Annotated in this window: 15 protein-coding genes and 1 pseudogene; 3 read left to right on the plus strand and 13 right to left on the minus strand. The window is 70.7% G+C overall.

Going from position 1 to position 21,466, the window contains the following annotated elements; all coding sequences use genetic code 11:
• Positions 1-241: 241 nt before the first annotated feature.
• Together ACZ4VF_RS35915 and ACZ4VF_RS35920 are read right to left on the minus strand one after the other, a co-directional pair.
• The gene (locus tag ACZ4VF_RS35915; RefSeq protein WP_467931298.1) at positions 242-613 is read right to left on the minus strand and encodes a hypothetical protein; all 372 of its coding nucleotides are present in this window, start codon (positions 611-613) and stop codon (positions 242-244) included.
• Positions 614-840: 227 nt separating this feature from the next.
• Positions 841-1,064: pseudogene (locus tag ACZ4VF_RS35920) on the minus strand (ISL3 family transposase); the annotation flags it as partial.
• Between the two features lie 163 nt (positions 1,065-1,227).
• On the opposite strand from ACZ4VF_RS35920, the gene ACZ4VF_RS35925 reads away from it, so the two are divergent.
• Positions 1,228-2,451: a hypothetical protein gene (locus tag ACZ4VF_RS35925; RefSeq protein WP_467931299.1), complete on the plus strand. Its 1,224-nt coding sequence runs from the start codon at positions 1,228-1,230 to the stop codon at positions 2,449-2,451.
• A 249-nt stretch (positions 2,452-2,700) separates the two neighbouring features.
• On the opposite strand, the gene ACZ4VF_RS35930 is transcribed toward ACZ4VF_RS35925, so the two are convergent.
• The 3 genes from ACZ4VF_RS35930 to ACZ4VF_RS35940 all read right to left on the minus strand — a co-directional run bounded on the left by ACZ4VF_RS35930 (position 2,701) and on the right by ACZ4VF_RS35940 (position 4,584).
• Entirely contained in the window at positions 2,701-3,132 is a 432-nt protein-coding gene (locus tag ACZ4VF_RS35930) for a DUF5958 family protein (protein WP_467931301.1), read from the minus strand.
• Between the two features lie 226 nt (positions 3,133-3,358).
• Positions 3,359-4,057: a bleomycin resistance protein gene (locus ACZ4VF_RS35935; protein ID WP_467931302.1), complete on the minus strand. Its 699-nt coding sequence runs from the start codon at positions 4,055-4,057 to the stop codon at positions 3,359-3,361.
• A 143-nt stretch (positions 4,058-4,200) separates the two neighbouring features.
• Positions 4,201-4,584 (minus strand): hypothetical protein, encoded by a 384-nt coding sequence (locus tag ACZ4VF_RS35940; RefSeq protein ID WP_467931303.1) that lies wholly within the window; start codon positions 4,582-4,584, stop codon positions 4,201-4,203.
• A gap of 70 nt (positions 4,585-4,654) precedes the next feature.
• On the opposite strand from ACZ4VF_RS35940, the gene ACZ4VF_RS35945 reads away from it, so the two are divergent.
• Entirely contained in the window at positions 4,655-5,278 is a 624-nt protein-coding gene (locus ACZ4VF_RS35945; RefSeq protein ID WP_467931330.1) for a TetR/AcrR family transcriptional regulator, read from the plus strand.
• Positions 5,279-5,556: 278 nt separating this feature from the next.
• On the opposite strand, the gene ACZ4VF_RS35950 is transcribed toward ACZ4VF_RS35945, so the two are convergent.
• Entirely contained in the window at positions 5,557-6,033 is a 477-nt protein-coding gene (locus ACZ4VF_RS35950) for a helix-turn-helix domain-containing protein (protein WP_467931305.1), read from the minus strand.
• Positions 6,034-6,562: 529 nt separating this feature from the next.
• A complete protein-coding gene (locus tag ACZ4VF_RS35955; protein ID WP_467931306.1) occupies positions 6,563-8,011 on the minus strand; it encodes a hypothetical protein in 1,449 nt (482 codons plus the stop codon).
• A gap of 844 nt (positions 8,012-8,855) precedes the next feature.
• On the opposite strand from ACZ4VF_RS35955, the gene ACZ4VF_RS35960 reads away from it, so the two are divergent.
• Positions 8,856-11,714: a helix-turn-helix transcriptional regulator gene (locus ACZ4VF_RS35960; protein WP_467931307.1), complete on the plus strand. Its 2,859-nt coding sequence runs from the start codon at positions 8,856-8,858 to the stop codon at positions 11,712-11,714.
• Positions 11,715-11,772: 58 nt separating this feature from the next.
• Here ACZ4VF_RS35960 and ACZ4VF_RS35965 read toward each other — a convergent pair whose 3' ends face one another.
• From ACZ4VF_RS35965 to ACZ4VF_RS35990, 6 genes are all read right to left on the minus strand, one after another.
• Positions 11,773-13,869, minus strand: a complete 2,097-nt coding sequence (locus ACZ4VF_RS35965; RefSeq protein ID WP_467931309.1) for an oxidoreductase — start codon at positions 13,867-13,869, stop codon at positions 11,773-11,775.
• Between the two features lie 45 nt (positions 13,870-13,914).
• Complete coding sequence (gene chcA / locus ACZ4VF_RS35970) at positions 13,915-14,757, minus strand: 1-cyclohexenylcarbonyl-CoA reductase (RefSeq protein WP_467931310.1); 843 nt, start codon at positions 14,755-14,757, stop codon at positions 13,915-13,917.
• A complete protein-coding gene (locus ACZ4VF_RS35975; protein ID WP_467931311.1) occupies positions 14,754-15,923 on the minus strand; it encodes an acyl-CoA dehydrogenase family protein in 1,170 nt (389 codons plus the stop codon). Before ACZ4VF_RS35975 ends, chcA begins: the two co-directional genes overlap by 4 nt.
• An 82-nt stretch (positions 15,924-16,005) precedes the next feature.
• A complete protein-coding gene (aroA, locus tag ACZ4VF_RS35980; RefSeq protein ID WP_467931313.1) occupies positions 16,006-19,011 on the minus strand; it encodes a 3-phosphoshikimate 1-carboxyvinyltransferase in 3,006 nt (1,001 codons plus the stop codon).
• 145 nt (positions 19,012-19,156) lie between these two features.
• Positions 19,157-20,479, minus strand: coding sequence for a 3-deoxy-7-phosphoheptulonate synthase (locus ACZ4VF_RS35985; RefSeq protein WP_467931314.1), 1,323 nt, complete (start codon positions 20,477-20,479; stop codon positions 19,157-19,159).
• A 278-nt stretch (positions 20,480-20,757) separates the two neighbouring features.
• On the minus strand, positions 20,758-21,456 hold the full coding sequence (locus tag ACZ4VF_RS35990) for an HAD-IA family hydrolase (protein WP_467931315.1): 699 nt from the start codon (positions 21,454-21,456) through the stop codon (positions 20,758-20,760).
• Positions 21,457-21,466: the final 10 nt, after the last annotated feature.

Consider the following 21,466-nt stretch of genomic DNA (forward strand, 5'->3'; position numbering starts at 1 on the left):
TCCCACGCTGTGGCCGTACAGCGTCTGGCGTGCCCGTGTACCTCTTGACCACCGGCGGGTCCTCGACGCCGAGCCGCGCGGCCACGTGCTCGATTATGGCCACGGCGTCGCGAGCGGGGCCTCCAGGAGCAGACCGACGTACCACACCGTGTACAGGATCTGGCTCTGGTTCCGTGGTGCCGCCATGTCGAGTGAGTGGATCAGCCTGCGGTCGACCGACCCCGATGGCGAGGACCCCGGGTCAGTCTCCTGCCTCGGCTGCAGACCGCTTGGTGAGGAACTGCTTTGCTGCCTCGACCGCATCTCCGTTGAGCTTTTCGACGGAGACTCCCCAGCTCTCCTCCCAGCCGGCGAGGTTGTGCGCGCAGTGCACCAGGGGTTCCAGCTCTTCGGGGTAGCCGAGGTCATAGGCGATGTCGGCCCAGATGAGGTGAGTGCCGGCGGCGGGAGCCAGGGATCCGTCGGCGATCTGACCGGCGATCCAGTAGGCCATCGCCCACTTCGCGGCCCGCGGTTCCGCGGGTGGGTGGAAGAGCAGGCCCAGCTCATCGAGTACTCGATCGAAGAGCTCCGGCGCTTCGGGCTCTTCGCTTCGGAGGAGTCCGGCCAGCATGGCCAGGGAGGGGCTCTCGACCCCCGGCCATCAGCGCGTCCAGACCTGCCTGAATGAGCCGGTCCGACCCGACATGCCTGCCAAATGCCCTCTCACGTGCGATGTGTCTGAACTGATCGAGGGCGTCGCCGCTGTTCATCACGGTCTTCTCCGTCGGTATCTCGAAGGAGAAGGCTTGCACATCCGCCGACGCCGCTGCCATCGAGTTCCTCAAGTCGTCGGTGCCAGGACATGAGGACGCGCTTCCGCAGCAGGGCGAAGCTTGCGCGCCCGGACATCTGGCGCTTGAACATCTTGATCCGGTTCAGGTGCCCTTCCACAACGCCCGAGCTCCAGGGCAGAGCCGGGCCGGCAATGACGGCGTCGCCGTCGCGTTCGATGCCCGCGGCGAGGGTATGGAGGCTGGGCCGGGCAGGTCGTCCCGCCGGACAGCATCGAGCCATTCGGGCAGGCGCTCGGTGAGCTGTGCGAGAAGGAACGTTGAGTCGGAACCCGAGCTTTGGCGGCACCGTCGCCTCGTCGGGAGATGGGCGTTCGTCCAGTACCGACGCCTGGTGGGGGCCTCGCCGATATCGCCTGGCGGGCCGATGAGGAGTCGGGCAGGGTTGCGGGTGATGAGCGATGAGTACGTGATGACATACGCCCACCCCGACTCCGTCGAGGGCCTGCTGCAACGCGGGCGTGGCCTGGGCGCCGTACGGGCGCTGCAGGACCCCTGCGGAACTGCGGCGTTCGTGTACGACGGGATCCGCCGTGACTGGCGATGGGACGGGACCGACGATCGGCCCCTGTATCTGGCGCGGCTGGTCCAGGACCTGCGGTTGTCCCCGACACCGGTCGTGGACCAGCTGGCAGGAGACAGGGAATCCTGCTTGCGGGCCTGTGACGTCCTTGAGCTACTGGCTCTCGCCGGGACGGACGAGGCCTGGGACGGGCTTCGCGCTTACATCCGGGAAGGTGAGCACTGGGTCGCTGTGTTGGAGTCGGTGGCGACCGGCTGGCCGGCAGAGTGGTGGGAGGACCTCGCGGACGTGGCACGCGCTCGCATCGGCGGAGAAGCGGAGCTTCCGTGGTGTTCCGAGCCGTGGGAGCGGTTCGGGATCGAGGTGCAGAGCCGCCCGGCCGTACCGCGCCCGTCACTGGCCGGGCTCGGTACGGAGGAGCTTCTCACTCTCCTCGCCGACAACCGCGCAGAAGACGTCACGAAGTTCGACGCGTTGCTGGAGCTGAACAGCCGGGAGCCTGCTGCGGAACTGATCCCGTTGGTCCCCTCATTGGGCACTGCGGACGACCGTCGGCCCTTGCCCCCGCTCAGGCGGGCCGTCGAGCGCCTCGGAGCCGCCGCCGTACCGGCAGCGCACGGCTGGGCGCAGGACGAACGCCCCTGGCTGGCTCAGCTGGGAGGAGAGGTCCTGGCCGACCACCCCGGCCCCGAGGCACTGCCGGGACTCGTGGCGGAACTCGCCCGGCAATGGGCGGCGCGTACCTGGTGCGGTCCCGACCGGACGGCCCGCCGCCTGGCCCGGTTCGGGCCCGATGCGGCGGCCGCGGTGCCCGTCCTGCGGCGCTTCTGGCTGGGCACCCCGCACTCCTACGAGCGGACGGCGTACCTGGAGGCGCTCGCCGCCATCGACCGAGACGGTCTGGACTACGTGTACACCGAGTCGCTGTGGGACTGCGAGGAGAGGGCGCGGTTGCTGGCGATCACCTCGGCCCCCGCCGGACCGGAGGCCCTGGCTCGGATCGCGGTGCTGCGCGACGACCCGATGGAGTCGCCCGAGGTGCGCACTGCGGCCCGAGCGCGGCTGGTCACGGAGTCGGGTCCCGGTCCGTCCTGACCCTGTGGAACGGGAAGTCGCCCAGCGGGAGGCGGGGCGGTGTGCCCGGTGTGCCGAACCTGCCGACGGCCCGTTGGGCGGGCGCGCGGACCGGCTGGCCTCGAACCGCCCCGTCAGCCAGACGGCGCCGCGTGCCACCACCGCGCTCACACCGAAGCCCGAACCGAACGAGCCCGGGTCGGCGGACCGGGCCCCGCACGAGGGGGGTGGTCCTGTGGACACACCGGCCGAGGGCCGCAATGGCCGACGCTAGGGTCGCTCGGCCGCAGTCGGCAGATTGTGCCATGCGTGTCCGCAGGCGCCTTTGCAGTACGTCTCGCGGCGGCGAGTGTCGGCAACGGCGAACACGGACACAAGGACGCGGAACGCCTTGACGTGTTCGGCAGGGGGGAGGCCCGCGAACCCGTACCGGGGCGGGTCCATGCAGATCATCACCGAGGGGTTGGCCCTGGGACTCACACCGGACCGCGCCACCCCCGCACGGCCGTCCGCAGCCGTGATGTGCGCCTGCATCGCATAGCCGGCGACTTCCCGCAGTACCTCCTGCCGACGTGCCGGAGTCAAGCCGGAGAACCAGTCCACGCCGGCCTCCAGCGTGCGGAGCCCCTGGGCGATCTCGTTGACGACCCGCTCGATCTCGCGCCGGCAGGCGCGGCCTTCGTCGCTGCTCGCTTCCGTCACCGCTTGATGATTTCACCATGCCGGTTCTAGGCGAAGGCCGGTATCCGCACCCATGAGCCGCGCGGTGGTGCGGGGGGCTGTGAACAGTCCGCCCAACCAAGGCAGTCCCACAGCGCTCCCGCCCCCCGCTCGCCAGGCACCCCCGCAGCACCTGACGGAGTCAGGCCGGAACGATTCCGGAAGAAGCCGACACCGCCAGGCTGTCGTAGCGCCCCGTCACACTGCCTCAGGCCCCCAGCTCTTCGAGGCGCTGGAGGTCGTCATGGACCGACTCCCGTTCCTCGTCGGTGAGTTGGATGGAGGCTGCTCGGGTGAGTGCGGACCTCGCGGCGCTCTCGTCACCGAGGCGCCCGGCGACATCGGCGCGCAGCACGAGGAGTCGAAGCAACTGCACGGGCGTGGGCTGCTCGTCTTCCCTGCGCAGCGCCCGGTCGATGATCTTCGCGGCGCCCGCGGGGTCCTCCTTCGAGTCAGCGAACAGGGACGCGTGGTGAAGGGCTCGGGCAAAGGGTTCCTTGGGTGCGGGTCGGTGGTGCTGGTCCTGGCTCGTTTGCTGTCCGATGCGCAGGCAGTTGCCGCCCGGATCGGTCACGAGGAACTGTCGCGTGCCGTAGGACGTGTCCTTCAGTGGCCCGATTCGCGGCAGCCCCCGGGTCGGGATCTTCCCGTACGCGGCCTTCAGGCCGGCCCGGAAGGCCTCGTGCAGCCCATCGACATCATCGGTACGGACGTAGCACGTGCTGTAGGACTCAGCCGGCTCGTACTGCTTCAGCGCGAAGAAGTGGAGCTGAATGCCGCCGCGCTCCACGACCGCGTACGGGTTGGGGCTCTTCTGCTGGAAGGTCACCTCGAACCCGAGGGCGGCGTAGAAGTCGAGAACCGGCTGGATGGCTTGGCAGGGGAGGATCGGGATGGTCGTCTCCATCCCCGCAGTCTAGTCAAAATTGAATAGTGAGGGAGGCTTGTTGGGGAACGGCGCAGCACCAGCGACGGCCGGACGCGTGAGTTGTCGGCACGCCCGGCACGACTGACTCCTGGAACCTCGCTGCCTCGTGGATCCCTTGAACGTCAGGGCCGCGAGGCCGGCAGCAGTGCGGCGAGCGCGAGAGGGGCCGCCGTCTGGTACCCGATCCATATCTCACCCCCGGCCTCGCCGCCCTGCCATGCCGTCAGGAGGCCGGCGAGCGCCGTCAGCGCCCATCCGCTGTCGTAGGCAACCATGAGCCGCGTGTATGTGCGCATCGGCCGTCTCCGCACATACCGAATCTCGACCCCGCCACCGATCAGCAGGGCCACGCCAGAGACCACCATCAGCCAGGCGGGCACGCCCAGCAGTCGGCCGAGTGGGGCGGCGCCGGCGGTGTAGACACCGGCGAGCAACAGCTTGAAGGCGCCATCGGCGACGACCCCGGCCGTCCGGCGTGTCACTGGCGGTTCCATGGTCTGGGCCATAGCTGGTTCTCCCTGACGCTCGTTCCGACTGGTCTCGTAATGAGATTACGGCAATAATCAAATTATGAGAATGACGAGAGCGGAGACCAGGGAACGCAACCGCCGCGCCTTGCTGGACGCTGCCTTCCAGGTCGTCTCCCGGGACGGGTACCGGGCCAGGCTCGAGGAGATCGCCGAGCGCGCCGACCTGACCACGGGAGCCATCTACTCCCTGTTCGGGAGCAAGAACGGGCTGGTGGTCGCCCTCGTGGCCGACTACCTGCGGCCTCACTACGAAGAGGTCGAGCAGGCCGTCCCCGCCGACCTGGATCTGGTGGAAGCGGCCGAGGCCTTCGCTCGGTACTACCGGCGCACGTGTGACGCTCCCGACGCACGGTCAGGTCTGGCGCTCCAGATCACCTTGCTGGACATGGCTCTGCACGACCCGGACCTGGGATCCCAGCTCGCCGCGTCCGTACGAGCGCAGGAAGAGCACCTGATCGCGCTGTTCACCGGAAGACCGCACGACGGAGGCGTCGTGACGGCGCACCAGGCACAACGCCTCGTCACTGCGTTGAGGGCATTGTTCGTCGGTCTCAGCCAGGGCGTCATCCTCGGCCTCGCCGAGGGTGCCGACGAGCAGTACTTCGCGGACTCCGCCCGCGCCCTGGCATCCGCCGTGCCCCTCGTCGATCACGGTACGGACGCCTCCTGAGGACCTCCGCGCCTGCACCCGGGGAGAAGTGTCCAGCTGCGGTTGCGAGGCAGGCGGAAGGGAGCCTCGTCGCCGACCGGCCGGTGTCGTGGACAGGAGCATCGACCGCGTTGTCAGTCCCTCCTGTCATCATCCGGCCCTGCTGTACGACGGCCTCACCACCACTTCCCGCGGGCGCGCCCCGCTCGACGCCGCGTGGCCCGGCACGCTCGCCGGCGGACATCGGCTCGAACGCGGCGACGGCCGGTGCCGGCGGGGCGCCACTCCTGCGCACCGGATCAGGAGGGACGCCTGATGGACCTCGCGGACCGGCTGATGCGAGCGCTGACCGACCCGGACTCCACCCCACACCACGAGGACCGCCACCCGAACCTGTCACAGGTCTCCGACGAAGAACTCGGCGCCCTGCTGGTGGCGGCCCGCCGGCCGGACGCCCCGGCCACGCACGAGGTGGCGGGGCTGCGCTTCGCGGTCGAGCGCGCGGCCAGGGAGCGGCAGCCCCGCTTCGCACCGGAGGGGTGCCGCCGGACCTTCGAGCGGGCGATCCGCAGACGCCTGGCCGCCTCGGTCACGGTGCCGGTCTCGGCGACGGCGGCGAAGTACCGAGGGTGACGCAGCTCCACGCCCGGGATGTCCTGCACGCCCCGTTCAGCTCTCCCGTCTGCTGCCGTAGGCGTCAGCCCATGGCGACGGGCGAGAACCGGTCTTGGCGCTCCCGGCCCCCACCCGCTCTTGACTGGGGGCATGTTCGTCATCGTGTTCAGGTACCGCGCGCCGTTGGAGAGCCATCGACGTGTTCAAGGAAGCCCACTACTCCAACCGGCGGGGACGGTTCGCCACCGGGATGGCACGCGTTGCGGGCCCGCTGGAACCGCGTACCGGCGGGCTGGTCGTGGCCGCAGGGCTAACGGTCGGCGATCGAGGCCGCCGTCGCCGGCGATCCGTTCGTGACGAGTGGTGTGGCGTACCGCCGAGCCTCTCCGGTTCCGGCCGGCCTGGTCGGCGGTCTCCGACCAGCTGTGATCAGGGAGCGGAGCCGGCGGGACGGTGGACGACGGGCCCTCGGTGGACGTCGGCGAGCCGTTGGGGGTGACACTTCGTGTTGCGGGGATTCGACGTGATCCTGCGTGGTGCCGGAGCGAGTGCTGCGCACCGGCCCGTCGTGCCCCGGGTCGTCGAAGCCGCCGAGAGGGGGGCGGCGAAGAAGGCGGCTTCGCACCGGAGGCGCTGTGGGCGGCGGGCGGCGGAGAAGCCGTCCCCCAGCCTTCGAATCCTCCGGATGCTTCAGCGGCGGAATCCGCGTTCAGGTGAGCGCGGGTTCACGTTGAGGAAGTCCTCGAACCACTCGTCCGGTTGCAGCGCGGCCGGAATGGGGCAGGACCCCTGCGAGCCCACCGGGGCGTCCGGGGTGTCGCTGTGCCGGCGGTCGTACAGCCGCAGTACGTCGTGATCGGGGAAGAACAGCTCCGAGCAGGCGTCGAAGTCGTAGTCGTCGCGGTGCGTGGGCAGTGTCGTGTGGGACGGGGTGTCCTCCTCGAAGTCCGCGGCCTCGGGTGCGTCGTCGAGGGCGAGATGCAGCACCATCTCCTCGGCCGCGCAGGTGGGCTGGGGCCACTTGCCGTGGGCGAGGTCGTCCGCCAGGTCGTCGCAGGCGCGGGCCACACCGCGCCGCCACTGCCGGCCCTGGTGCCAGGTCACGCGCGGCAGACGGGAGTAGAAGCCCCAGGTGCCGTCGTCCTCCTCGACGACGGGCCGGTCCTGCAGCTCCGCCACGTCGTCGTAGGCCGTGTCCGCCAACCAGACGAGCGCGCCGAAGAGCCGGTCGGCCGTGCGCGGGGTGAGCCACCAACTGCACTTCTCGCAGTCCTCCTCCTCGCAGCCGCAGGCGGCGGGACAGGGGAAGAGGGAGGCGAAGTCCGGCTGCGGCTCCTTGCGCGCGGGCGGCGCGTCGGCGATGCGCTGCAGTGCGGCGTGGAGGTTGGGCACGCGGCGAAGCCGCCAGCCGGCCCCGAAATTGACGCGGACGGGGTCGGCGGACCAGTCGGCCACTTCGTCGCCTCGTGCGGACAGCAGCAGGTGGCCCTCCTGTGCGTCCGTCAGACAGTCCGTCCCGGGCAGCTCGCCGGTCGTCTCCGCGGCGAACATGACGGCACCCACCAGGTCGTCCGGATCATCCTCGCCCAGCTCCTCGTCCGGCAGCGGCTGCCAGCCGCAGGCCGTTGCGGCGTTGAGTGCCTTGGCCCGGTCGTACACGTGGAACTCGCGCAGCTGCACCACCCGGACCACCGGACCGGGCAGGTCGGCCAGCCGGGCGTCGCCCGGCGACCGGGTCGCGGAAACGGGCAGGTCCTCCCGCTGACCGTCCTCATGGACCCAGTCGAGTGGGTCGTCGGCGGGCCAGGTGAAGATCGCTGACGCGTGGGTGGGCCATACGCCGTCACGAGCCCGCTCGAGAGCCTGCCGGAAGGAGGCGGCGGGGGCATCCGGCAGCGCCGTGACGACCTTGTGCGCCGTGGCCTGCTGACGCGGGGTGAGGGCGCCGTGCAGGGCGGAGAGGGAGAGCAGGAGCGCAGCATGCTGGGCTAGGAGCGCGTCGCGGCAGGTCAGAACGGTCTGCAGGCAGGTGGGACCGGCCGGGTGCGCCAGCAGGACGAGTACCCGGCTCTTGCTGCGCGAGTGCTCGCAGAAGAAGTCGCGTGGCACGGCAGATGCGGATGCCTGGACGGCGGTCATGGCGAAGCTCCAACGGTGCGCGGTCAGCCGGAGTTGACGGCAGACGAGGAGGGGAGCTGCTGGTGGGCGCGGTGCGATCGCATCCCCGGACAGCGTGGAAGCCTGATTCGACTGGTGTCATCGGTACGAGCGACGACCCGGGTCCGGACACTGACTCTAACGCCTGACTCCTCATGTGTGCAGGCGGTTTCGGCCAATCACTGGGGTCTGAGGTGCGGGTGTTCCGGTCACTCGCGAGCACGCCGGCGGACGTGACCTGTCACCTGCTCACCGCCTGAGCGCAGGGCGCGGCCGTAGTCAGTGGGCGGCTCCGCCCGAGCTGTGGGTGAGGGGCCCGTGCCTCCGGGCGGCCGGGATCGTCGCCCCGTCACCGGTCGTGATCCACCCGGCCCGGCACGGGCCGGTCACGGTCCTCTCACCTCATTCTGAAATGATCAGCAAGCGATTGAAAATTAGGCATCCCGGGCCTCGAAACCGCCTCGAAACATTTCGGCCTTGGCCGTTTCCTGAGCATTATTTCCCCATGATTCATTTCGTCTTCGGCTCCCCCAACCCGTGCACCATAGTCCGAAAACACCCCGTCAATCTCGTTGAAAAATGGAGCTCGATGGTGTCTCCGAGTGTCTGACCGGGGTCGGAGCGCGACGATCGGTGCAGCTGAGACTGTCGCATGTGATCATTGTGCGTACAAAATGCGTCACTATCGAAAAGGTAGTTGATCGGGTTAACGTGGCTCCCGGAACAGCGTGAACAGTCACTCAGGGAGATGCATGAACTCCTTATCCGTGATATCCGCTCCGGCGGTACGGAATGCTGGCAGTCCGAATGTGGCGCGGGAGGGGGCATGATGAAGGAGATGCCGCCGGTGGCCCCGCCTGCTGGTTCCGGTGCGTACGGAACGCGGCGAACCGTGCTGATGGAACGCGAGGAACAACTCGACCGCGTCCGGACCTGGCTGGCCGCTCCGCAGCCGACGGGGCAGGTGTTCCTGCTGGAGGGGACGGTGGGCGCGGGCAAGACGGAGTTCCTGCGCGAGGTCACGGAGTACGCCCAGTCCGTCGAGGTCATCCCGCTGAACGCCGTCTGCTCCTTGGAGGAGCGGGACCTGCCCTTCGGCGCCCTCGGTCAGCTGTTCGGCAGTCCGGCGCTCCCCCCGGAACTGCGCGGCCGCATCTCACCCGTGCTCCGCCGGCTCATGCGATCGACCCGGCCCGAGAACATGCACGAGGCCGTCGAGCTCAACAGGGCCGACATCTGGTACGACCTCTTCCTGCCCGTCATCGAACTGGCCGCCACCACACCCGTCGTGGTGTGCGTGGACGATGTCGACCACATGGACGCCGCGTCGCAGCAGTGCCTGTTGTACCTGGTCCGCCGGCTGCCCTCGGCACCGCTCCTGATGGTGTTCACCGAGCGCGCCGAGCCGTGCGGGTCCCACCGTCCGTTCCATGCCGAACTCCTGCGGCAGTCCTCCGTCGTGTCCGCCCGGCTCACACCGCTGTCCCCGGAAGCCGTGCGGACCCTGATCGGTCTGCGCCTGGGCACGGGGGCGGCCCGAGAGCTGAGCGACACGTTCCTCACCTACAGTGGCGGCAACCCCCTGTTGCTCGACGCCCTGATCCACGACGAGCAGCTCGGCGGCGAGATCCGTCAACAGAGCTACCGACGCGCGCTGTTGAACTGCCTGCACCGCAGCGAACCCCACACACTGCGGGTGGCTCGCGCCATGGCGGTCTACGGTGACGACGCCTCACCGGAGGACCTCGGAGCACTGGTCGACACGGATGCGGCCACCGTCGAGCGGACGCAGCACGCCATGACCGAGGCGGGGCTGCTGTGGGCGGGCAGGTTCCGGCACGCGCTGGCCGCGCGCACCGTCCTCGACGACCTGGCCCCCGCGGACCGGGAGCAACTGCACCACCGGGCCGCGCGACTGCTCTACGACCAGGGTGCCCCGGCGGCCGACGCGGCCCGTCATCTGGCCGAAGCCGGCCGGGTGTCGGAGCCCTGGGCGCTGCGCGTGCTGCTGGAGGCGTCCTCGGAGGCACTGCTGCACGGCGAGGTGCAACGCACCCTGCGCTACCTGAACTCGGCCCAGCAGTCCTGCACGAACGAAAGGGACCGCTGGGAGGTCCGGACCAGGCTCGCCCAGGCCGAATGGCAGCTGAGCCCGCCCGCGTCGCTGCGACACCTGATCGCGCTCACCGAGGCGGTCCGCAACGATCAGCTCGATCCCCACGAGACGATGCTGCTCGTACGGCAACTGCTGTGGCTGCACCGTACGCAGGAGGCCGCCGAGATCCTGGCGCTGCTCCGCAAGCGGGCGGCGCGGCAGCCGTCCGCGGCAATCGCCCCCGGGCCCGGCACGCCGAAGCAGCCGGCCGACATGAACGACATGGAGGTCTGGCTGGCCTGCACCTACCCGCCGCTCGCGGGACGGGCACAGAGCGGGCCCGCGCCCACCGGTCCTGAGGGAGCGCCCACCAGCCGGGGCCGGAGCTTCTGGCTGCAGTCGATCGGAGCGCTCTCCGGGGGCCTCGTCCGCAGGCGCACCGGCGAGACACAGGAGTGGGCCTCGCACGTCCTCGGCCAGCTCGATCTCAACCACAACGCCCCCTGGGCCGAGGAAGCGACCCTCCTCGCGCTGATGTCCCTCGTCTACAGCGGTCGGCTGAGCGATGCCGCCAACCGGTGCCGGAGCCTGGACGAACGCCACAACGGGCGCCTCTCCCCGATGTGGCAAGGCGTCCTGGACGCCGCCGAGGCGGAGATCCGGCTGCGCCGAGGCGACCTCCGGGAGGCGGTGAAGCGGGGCACGTCGGCCCTGGAGCACGTGTCCGTCCAGGGATGGGGCACCGCCGTCGGCCTGCCGCTGGGCACGCTGATCCTGGCCCACACCCGGATGGGGGAGCTGGACGAGGCCACGGCACTGGTCAACCGGAGCATCCCCGACGAGATGTTCCAGAGCCGGTACGGACTGCACTACCTGTACGCCCGCGGGCACTACCACCTGGCCATGAACCGGACGCGCGCGGCGCTCGGGGACTTCCTCTCCTGCGGCGAACTCATGGGCAAGTGGGGACTGGACCTGCCCGGCATCGTGCCCTGGCGGAGCAGCGCGGCCGAGGCGTGGCTGCTGCAGGGCAACCGAGACCAGGCCAAGCGCCTGATGAAGGAGCAGCTGACCCTCCCAGGGCCGGAGGAGACCGTCAGCCGGGCGCTCGCCCTGCGCCTGATGGCCGTGTTCAGTTCGCTGGGGCAGCGCCCGCGCCTGCTCGGTGAGGCCGCGGACCTCCTGGAGGCGGACGGCTACACCTACGAACTGGCCAGGACCCTGTCCGATCTGGGGCGGGCCTACCATGCGCTGGGCAAGCACCGCCGTGCGCGGGTGATCATCCGCCGTGCCTGGAGGGTGGCACACCTGTGTCAGGCGGAACCGCTGTGCCGGGAACTGCTGCCGGACACGAGCGCCGAGGCGGGTGTGACGGAGGACGAGGAGAGGACCACGGCCATCGCCTCGCTGACCAACTCCGAGCGCAGGATCGCCTCGATGGCCGTCATGGGGTACACCAACCGGGAGATCGCGGAGAAGCTGTTCATCACGCCCAGCACGGTCGAACAGCACCTGACGCGGGTCTACCGCAAACTGGCCGTCAAGAACCGCCAGAGTCTGCCGGGCTACCTGCGCACCGACTCCGGCTGATCCACCGGCTTCGACGGCGCCGCGCCCCGCGTCGGCCGAGGACTCCCCGGATCCTCGCTCATCCGCTTCGGCCCTGCTTCCGCGATGCGGTCCGCTCCACGATGCGGTGCGCGGCGCGCAGCCCTTGAGCGGTGGCCCGTACGGCGTTGAGCGCCCGGGCGTCGGCGGCGCCACCCGCGATCTCGAAGGGGACCCCGGCCCGGTGGAGCAGGTCGACGACATCCCGCCGGCTCTCCTGACCCGTGGCCAGGACGACATGGTCGGCGGCGACCAACCGCCGTTCCCCTGCGGCCTCCACCACGACACCGTCCCGGGTGATCTCCTCGTACACGACGTCGGTGAGCAGGCGCACGCCGCCGGCGCGGAGTTCCTCCATGGCCACCCACCGGGTGGACGGCCCGATTCCGGTGCCGATCCTGCCGCCCCGCCGCATCACCGTGACCTGCCGAGACGCCTCTGCCGGTACGGGCACGGCCCGTGGCCCCGCGACCGCCTTCCGCGGCGGGGCGAGGCCGCGGGACGCGAGGAACTCCTCCGGGGTGAGGGCGGCGGAGGAGCCGCCGGTGAGGAGGTGGGCCAGGTCGACGGCGATGCCACCGCCCCCGATGACGGCGACGCGCGGGCCGAACGCGTCGGGGTCCGCGAACGCCTGGGCGTAGTCGAACACATGCGGCAGTCCGACGCCGGGCAGGTCCGGCCGATGGGGACGGACCCCGGTGGCGACGACCACTCCGTCCACGGCGCGCAGACGAGGTACGTCCCGCGAACCGAAACGGTGGCCCAGGCGCACGGGCACGTCCAGATCGTCGAGTTCCCGCGCGCGCCGTCGTACGGTCGCGCCGAAGTCGGCCTTGCCCGGCACCCGGGCGGCCAGCCGGAACTGGCCTCCGGGCTCGTCCGCCGCCTCGTACACCTCGACCCCGTGCCCCAGCCTCGCCAGGGTGCGGGCCGCCTCCAGTCCCGCCACTCCCGCGCCGATCACGGCGTACCTGCCCCGGCGCGCGGGGGAGCGGCCGGCCGGGAACTCGCTCTCGTGTCCCGCCCGCGGATTGACCAGGCAGGACACCCGCTCGGTGCCGAAGGACCGGTCGATGCACGCCTCGTTGCAGGCGATGCAGAGGTCCACCGACGTGCTCGCCCCCGCGCGGGACTTGCCGACGATGGCCGGGTCCGCGAGGAACGGGCGGGCCATGGCCACCAGATCGACGTCGCCCGCGGCCAACACCTCCTCGGCCTGCGCCAGCTGGTTGAAGCGGTTCGAGGCGACGACCGGCAGCGCGTCGTGACCCGCCGTCCGCAGTGCCCGCTTGATCCGCTGGGCGTACACGGCCCACGTCCCCGCCGGTACCTGCGCCTGCACGGTCGGCACCGGGGACTCGTGCCAGCCGACACCCACCGCGAGCGCGTCGGCACCGGCGTCGGCGAGCGCGACGGCCAGTGCGGCCGTCTCCTCCCACGGGGTACCGCCGGCGACCAGGTCGGCGCCCGACATCCGGAAGAGCACCGGGAATCCCGGTCCCACCGCGGCCCGTACGGCCCGCAGCACCTCGACCGGGAAGCGCCGCCGCCGCCCGGCGTCACCGCCCCAGGCGTCGTCGCGGCGGTTGGTGAGGGGCGCGGTGAACTGGTTGATCAGATAGCCCTCGGAGCCCATCACCTCGACCGCGTCGAACCCCAGGTCGTACGCCGCCCGGGCACCCCGGGCGAAGGCGGCGGTGGTCTCCCTGATCTGCCGCGCGGTCATCGCCCGCGGTGTGGTGCGGGAGAACCGGCTGTACACGGCGGACGGCGCGAGCGGCGCGGCACCGTCCGCACCGGGGGTGCCGGGCAGCGCGTACCGCCCGGCGTGGAAGAGCTGGAGGGCGATGAGACCTCCGCCGTCGTGCACCGCACGGGCGGCCCGGCGCAGCGCCGACCTGTGGTCCTCGTCGTCGAGCACGCCGTAACCGGGGCCCCCCGAACCCGCCGCGTCCACCGCGGAGCCGCCCGTGACGATCAGGCCGGCACCGCCCCGCACACGTTCCGAGTAGAACGCGGCCAGGGCCGCGCCGCCGTCGTCCAGGGTCTCCAGATTCAGGTGCATGGCACCCATGACGATGCGGTGCGGCACCGTCAGGCCACCGATCACGCAAGGCTCGAAGACGTGGTCCAGCACCTGCCGTCCCCTCTCGTCGGCTCTTCCGGTCGTCGGCTCGTCCGGTCAGGCGTCTCGCGTCGGCCGGGGCGGCAGCTCGAGCGCCTCACCCGCGTCCGCGAAGAACGGCGGCGCGACGATGCTGAGTCCGCCGTCGACCACGAGGGTCTGCCCGGTGATGTAACCCGCTCCCTCGCCGAGCAGGAAGGCGATGGTGTCGGCCATCTCCTGCACGGTGCCCGGACGGCGCGCGGGGATGCGGTCGAGGACGCCCTGCATGGGCGGCATGCCGTCGACGTTGTAGAAGAACTCCAGCGAATCGGAGTCGATGAGCCCGCCGTTGACCGCGTTGACGTTGATGCCGTAGGGGGCGAACTCCACCGCCATGTACCGCACCCACGACTCGATGGCGGCCTTCATGCCGCCGAGCATGGCGTAGGTGGGGTAGGCGCGGATCGAGCCGTAGGAGGACAGCGCCACGATCCGCCCGCCGTTGTCCATCAGCTTCACGGCCTGCTGCGCCCCCAGGACGAAGGGCCGCAGGTTCATCGCGTACGAGCGGTCCAGGTGGTGCGGACCGAGATCGACGATGTTCTTGAACGCGCTCGCCGCCGCGTTGGACACGAAGTGATCGAGCCTCCCGCAGCGCTGCGCCACCTCGTCGAACAGCGCTGTGACACCCTCGGTGGTCTCGACGTCCGCCTGGACCGCGAAGCCCTGACCGCCGGCCTCCTCGACCTCGGCCACGGTCTTCTGCGCCAGGTCGGCGTTCTTCTTGTAGTTGACGACCACGGTGCCGCCCCGGCGGGCGAGGGTGAGGGCCAGGGTACGGCCGATGCCGCGTGAGGCCCCCGTGATCAGGGAGACCTGCCGGCGGTCGGCCGTCTGCCGCGAGTGTGGACTGTTCATCGGACCGTTCCCTCTCCGTCCCGGGACGTGGCACGCTGGAGCAGCTCGCGGAAGACCACGGCCTTCTGCACCTCGTTGGTGCCCTCCTCGAAGCGCTGGGCACGCGCGTCGCGGTACACACGCTCGATCTTCTGCGACTTCCAGTATCCGAGCCCGCCGTGCACCTGCAGTGCCTTGTCGGTGACGTTCGTCAGCATCGTCACCGCGTGCATCTTCGCCATCGACGACTGCATGGAAGCGTCGTCGGCGCCCTCCTCGAAGCGGCGGGCCGCGTGCAGGACCAGCTGCCGTGCGGCCTCGATGTCCGCCGCGTTCTCCGCGAGCATGAACTGGATGGCCTGGCGCTGGGTGAGCGTCCTGCCGAAGGTGACACGGTTGCGGGCGTACTCGACAGCCAGCTGCTGGGCGCGCTGCGCGAGTCCGACACAGCTCATCGCCACGGAGATCCGGGACGGGGTGAGGAAACCGCCGAGGAACACCTCGAGGCCCTGGCCCTCCGCGCCCAGCCGGTGGTCCACCGGCACCGGGGTGCGGTCGAAGGTCAGCGACGCGTGGTCGGTGCCGGTGACACCCATGGTGTCGGAGGTGTTCTCGACCGTGACGCCCGGTGCGTGCCGCGGCACCAGCAGGGCCACCGTGCCGTCGTGCCCGGTGCTGCCCTCGACCCGGGCGGCCAGCAGGTAGTAGTCACAGCGCACGCCGAAGGTGATCAGGTGCTTGCGGCCCGAGAGGTAGTACGTGTCGCCCTCGCGCACCACCGACGTGGTGATGTCCGCGCCCGTGCCGTTGCCCGGCTCGGTGAGAGTGAAGGCGATCTTGATCTCGCCGGTGACCGAGGGGATGACGAAGCGCTTGCGCTGCTCGTCGTCGGCGTGGCCGTCCATCGACCGCCAGATGCCGTTGACCACGTGCACGATCATGCGCACGGAGCCGTGCGAGCGGGAGAAGATCTCCATCAGCTCCATCCAGCGCGCGAAGCCGAGGCCCAGTCCGCCGTACTCCGCGGGAGCGGCTATCCGCAGGAACCCCAGGCCGTTCAGTTCGGCCCACAGCTCCTCCGGTACCTGGCCGGTCTCCTCGATGCGTTCGGCCCACTGCTCACCAGGCCCCTCGACCCACTGTTCGACCCGGGTACGCAGCTCCTGGAACCGCTCGTCGTCCGTCATGTGCCGCCCCTGCTCTCGTCTCGTCGTTCCGGTCTGCTGTCCCTCCCCGCCACGGTGGGCACCGTGACGGGGACGGGCGGTGTCAGGTGGCGCACTCGTCGTGCGGCCGGAAGCCACGGGCCAGCGCCCGCAGTTCGAACTTCTTCACCTTGCCGATCGGGTTGCGCGGCAGGGCGTCGATCCGCTCCAGGCGCTCCGGCCAGTACTGTTTGGCCACCTCGTGTCCGTCGAGGTACCGCCGCATCTCCGAGAAGGTCAGCTCCGCCCCCGCGGCCGGGACCACGAAGGCACAGGCGCGTTCACCGAGGCGCTCGTCCGGCATCGCGACCACCGCGACGTCGTCCACCGCGGGGTGCCGGAAGAGCAGTTGCTCGATCTCGGAGACGGGGATCTTCTCACCGCCGCGGTTGATCACGTCCTTCACCCGTCCGGTGATCCGCAGGAAGCCCTCGGCGTCGATCGTCGCCAGATCACCCGTGCGGTACCAGCCGTCCTCGGTGAACGCCTGGGACGTCAGGTCGGGACGCCCGAGGTAGCCCTCGAAGACCGTGGGGGAACGCAACTCGAAGTTGCCCTCCTCGCCCGCGGGCAGCACCAGCCCCTCGTCGTCCGTGATCCGCAGCTCGATGCCGTCCAGGGCGCGGCCGTCGGAGCCCCAGCGCTGCCGGGGCTCGTCGCGGGGTGACGACAGTGCGCCCAGGCAGGTCTCCGTGGTGCCGAAGGCCCCGCACACGTCGGTGCCCAGCACCCGTCCGGCGCGCTCCGCAAGGCCACGGGGCACCATGGCCCCCGTCGCCACGAACATCCGCAGGTGCCGCGGTGTCTCCCCGCTCTCCTCCACGGCTTTCACCAGGTCGGACAGGAACGGCGTCGCGGCCTGCACGAACGTCGCGCGGTGGTCGTTGAGCGACTGCAGGGCCCGTTTGGCGTCCCACTCCGGTTGCAGGATCTGCGGCACGCCCAGCACCAGGGCGAGCACCATGCCGTACAGGAAGCCCGTCTGGTGGGCTAGCGGCGACGGCACCCAGATCGCGTCCTGCTTGCCGAGCCCCAGATGCCCGATCTCCATCGCCACGGCCCTGACCAGGTTGCGCGTGGGCTGCGTGACGCCCTTGGGCTCGCTGGTGGTTCCCGAGGTGAACAGGAGCTGCGCCGTCATCCCGGGGGCCGGCGCGAGGGAGTCCAGCGCAGCGCGGTCGACCACTGTCGCCGACAGCGCCTGCTCCCAGTCGTACACGGCCGTCCCGCCCGCGGGAGACTCGGGCAGCTGGGCGGGGCCGCCCGCGGTCGCCAGGACCACCACGTGCTCCAGATCCAGGTCCGATCCGTTCTCCGCGACCAGGTCCAGTGCCTCCTCGGCGGGGCGGCGCGAGCGGTGCCGGTCCGCCACGACCAGCACCCGCGCCCTGGAGCGCCGGAGGACGTAACCGACCTCGCGCTTGCGGAAGAAGGGGATGACCGGGCAGCACACGGCCCCGATGCGCAGTGCCGCCAGTGACAGCACCACGAACTCGACGCGGTTCGGGAGTTGGTACGCCACGTTCTCGCCCGGCCGCACACCGAGCCGCAGCAGCAGGGCCGCCGCGCGGTCCACCCGCTCGGCCAGCTCGCTCCAGGTGATCACCTCGTCCCGGTCGGAGCGCACGTCCACGACGGCCGTGTCCCCGGGCCGCGTCTCGGCCCGTCGGCGCAGCCACTGCGGCAGCGTGACCCGGGACGCCGGCTCGGGCCCGACGGCCTCGGGCTCGGCGGCCGGGGTACGGTCCCCGGCGGGGTCCGCCGGACCGTCCTCAACCGACACGGGCACGGTGAGGGTGTTCATCGAGTCGAGGAACGTCGGATAGGAGATGCGGTGCGCGTTCGGATACGTCAGCGTCGAGTGTCCCTGTGCCCGCGACGACGCCACCGCGAGCGACATCAGGATGCGGTGGTCGTTGAACGAGGACAGCCTGGCACCGGTCAGGCCGTCCACGCCGCGCACCCGCAGCGCGTCGTCCGACAGCTCCAGACGGCCGCCCATGGCGTTGAGCTGGAGCATCGCGGCGGCGCGGTCGGACTCCTTGAGCCGGGTGTGCGCGATGTTGCGGAACACCGACTCGCCGCGTGCGAACGTGGCGAGGGTCGTGAGGATCGGCAGCATGTCGGGGATGTCGCGGCAGTCGACGTCGACCGCGGTGAGCCGCGGCGCGTCCTGCCGGATCCGGATCCCGCCGGCCGCCTCGTCGACCTCCATCGGAACGCCCATGGAGCGTGCGACATCGAGGAAGTGGAACTCCGGGTGGTCGGCCGGACCGCCCTCCAGCGTGGTGATCCCGCGCAGCAGCACGTCACTGGGGTGCAGCGCGGCCGTCGCGATGCCGAACGCCGCCGAGCCGATGTCCGGCGGCAGCGCCAGCTCGACCGGGTGCGCCCGCTGGCCGGGCTCGATGTCGAAGCGCCGCCAGTCCTCGGAGACCGTCACCTGGAGGCCGAACTGCCGCATCATGGCCACCGTCAGCTCCAGGTAGGGGCGCTCGTTGAGCTCACCCTCCACCTCGATGGTGGTGTGCCGCGTCGCGAACGGGGCCAGCAGGATCAGACCGGAGATCCACTGGGACAGGGTTCCCGCGATGGTGACGTGACCGCCGGTGGGCCTGCGGCCCCGCACGTGGACGGGAGGGCAGTCGTCGGCCGACTCCAGTCCCACACCCATCTGTTCCAGGGCGCGCAGCAGCGGGCCGACCGGGCGTCGCTTGAAGTACTTCTGCCCGGTCACCGACACGGCACGGTCCGACAGGGACGCCAGACCGATCATGAAGTACAGCGTGGTACCGGAGCTGCCGGCGGACACGGCCTCCCGGCGCGGTGCGTACCGCCCGCCGAGTCCCCGCACCACGAAGGTGTCACCCTCCCTGGTGATGGTCACGCCGAGGTCGCGCAGCAGCCGCACCGTGTACTCGACGTGCCGGGCGTCGGACAGACCACGGATGCGGCTGACGCCCTCGGCGAGCGAGGCGAGGATCAGCGCGCGGTGCGCGTGGTATTTCGAGTTCGGGACAAGAATCTCACCGGTGACCCGGTGCTGAATTCCGTTGACGAGAAGGTGCATGGGTCCTACTACTCCCTGGCAGTGGGCAGGAGGCCGGGACAGAAAACGGAAACGGTCCGCGTTCTCACGACGCACCGGCGCCGAAGCGGCAGGGCGGCCGAGGAGAGAAGGGCGGCCGGGCTGCCACGGTCCGACGTTCGTCGCCCTAGGCTTGGTCGAGCCACACCTCTGCGTGGCTCCGGGTCCTGAACTCTCGGTGCTCCGGCGCGGACAGCACTTCCCGGTCGCCCGGGGCCCGCGGGCTCCCCTGCCTCTCCTGGGCCACCCGTGACCCGCCTGGAGGCGCGATGGGCCGGCTGTCCACGTCGGCCCAGACGGAGACCAGTGAGACCGCCTGCTCCTGGTTGAGCCGGGGGTCGCACAGACTGGTGCGCCGGACGGTGGCCCCCTCGAACTCGGACACGTCCGTGGCACATTCGAGGACGTCGTCGGGGGTGGTCTCCAGGTGCAGCCCGCCCGCCGTGCCGCCGGCGCCGGCCACGGCCCGGAGGAACCCCCGGATCTCCCGTGCCATGGTCACCAGCAGGCGGGTCTTGTGACCGTCCGGGCCGGTGACCGTGTTGCCGTGCATGGGGTCGCTGAGCCAGATCACCGGGTGCCCGGCCAGCCGGACCGCCTCCACGAGCGCGGGCAGCCTCTCGGAGACCGCGTCGGCGCCCATGCGTGCGATGAGCGTGAGACGGCCCGGCTCCCGCAACGGATCGAGCTGCTCGCACAGGAGGGTGATCTCCTCCACCGTGGTCGTCGGACCGACCTTCACCGCGACCGGGTTGACGATGCCGGCGGCCAGGTCCAGGTGCGCGCCGTCCAGCTGACGGGTCCGTTCGCCGATCCACGGCCAGTGGGTCGAGCCGAGCCAGCGGCGTCCGTCACCCAGCTCACGGACCAAGGGAAGCTCGTAGTCCAGGACGAGCGCCTCGTGGCTCGTCCACACCCGGGGTTCGGGCCGCGGCCGGTGACCGGAGGGAGCGGGGCCGCGCCAGCCCAGGTGCTCCAGGACGTCACCGGCCGTCATGTACGAGGTCAGAAGGCGCAGCGGGTCATGCCGCCGGTCTTCCGGGGTGGGCCGAGGACCGTTGACCATGTGACCTCGGTAGACCGGCAGTTCCAGGCCTCCGATCCGTTCGAGAGGCCTGGAGCGCGGCTTGGCGAACTGGCCGGCGATGCGTCCCACCCGTACGACCGGTTTACGGGCGGCCGTCATCAGCGTCGCGGCGAGCAGGTCGAGCAGCGCGGACTTGCGCGACACGTACGCGGCGTCGCATTCACCCGGGTGCTCGGCGCAGTCGCCGGCCTGCACCACGAGGGCGTTGCCGTCGGCCACCTGGGCCAGCAGCATCCGCAGCGCACGCACGTCCTCCGCCTTGACCAGCGGTGGGCGCGCGGCCAGCACCTCCCGGATGCGCCGGACCTGTGACGGGTCGTCCCACTCGGGCTGCTGCAGGGCCGGCTTACACGTTTCCGTCACGGCTTTTCCCACGTCGAGTCTCCGGTGAAATATCGGTCGAGCTATGACTGAGAACGGTGGAGGGTGATGGGGGAGGACCCTCCGGAAGCCTCCGCGGGGCGCCGTGACAGGCCGGGATCCCGGGGGCGGTGACCCCCGGTCGCCGGAACCGTTCCGCCGAGCCCGGTCGGGACGCCGGTGTCCCGTGACCGCACCCGTGCGATGTTCCGTCGGCGGACCCCCACCCCATCCCCGGGGGACACCCAGGCCCCTCGTCGACGGTCTTCGAGTGCGTGGGATCAAGGCGTTCGGGCGCTGCCGAAGCACGCGTCGAGGAGTTCCGCCGGTGCCCGCAGTACGACATCGGGTTTCTCCGCGAGCAGGGTCTCCTCGTCGGTCTCGCCCCACAGGGCGGCGACGGCGGTGACCCCGGCGTCCCGGGCGCTGGCGAGGTCGGTGACCGCGTCGCCGACCATCACGGTCCGCGAGGGGTCGGAGCCGAGCACCCCCAGCGCCTTCAGCACGATGTCGGGGGCCGGCTTGGGCCGCCGTACCTCATCGGAGCCGATCACGACGGTGAACAGGTGCAGCAGGCCCAGCTGTTGGAGGAGCGAACGCGCCCGCGGTCCGCTCTTGCCGGTGGCGACGGCGAGCCCGACACCGCGCGCCCGCAGCTGTCCGAGCATCTCCGGCACGCCGTCGAAGACCGGGACGAGGTGGGCGAGCCGGTAGCTCTCACGGACGAAGGGGGCCTCCATCTCCGGCGGCAACCCCATGATCCGCATGATGTCGGGGAAGTAGCGGCCCAGATGCCGCTCGTACTCCTCGAAGGGTGCGTCGCCGTCCCCCACCACCTCGGCGTAGGCGGTGGTGAACGCCTGGCGCATCACGGCGAAGCTGTTGACGAGTACTCCGTCGAGGTCGAAGACGACCGCGTCGATCGGCTCCGCGCGATTGTCGTGGGTGGCGAGGCCTTGGCTGGCTCCAAGACTGTCCATGGCGCTGTGC

It is taken from the genome of Streptomyces sp. NPDC029151 (assembly GCF_055564315.1).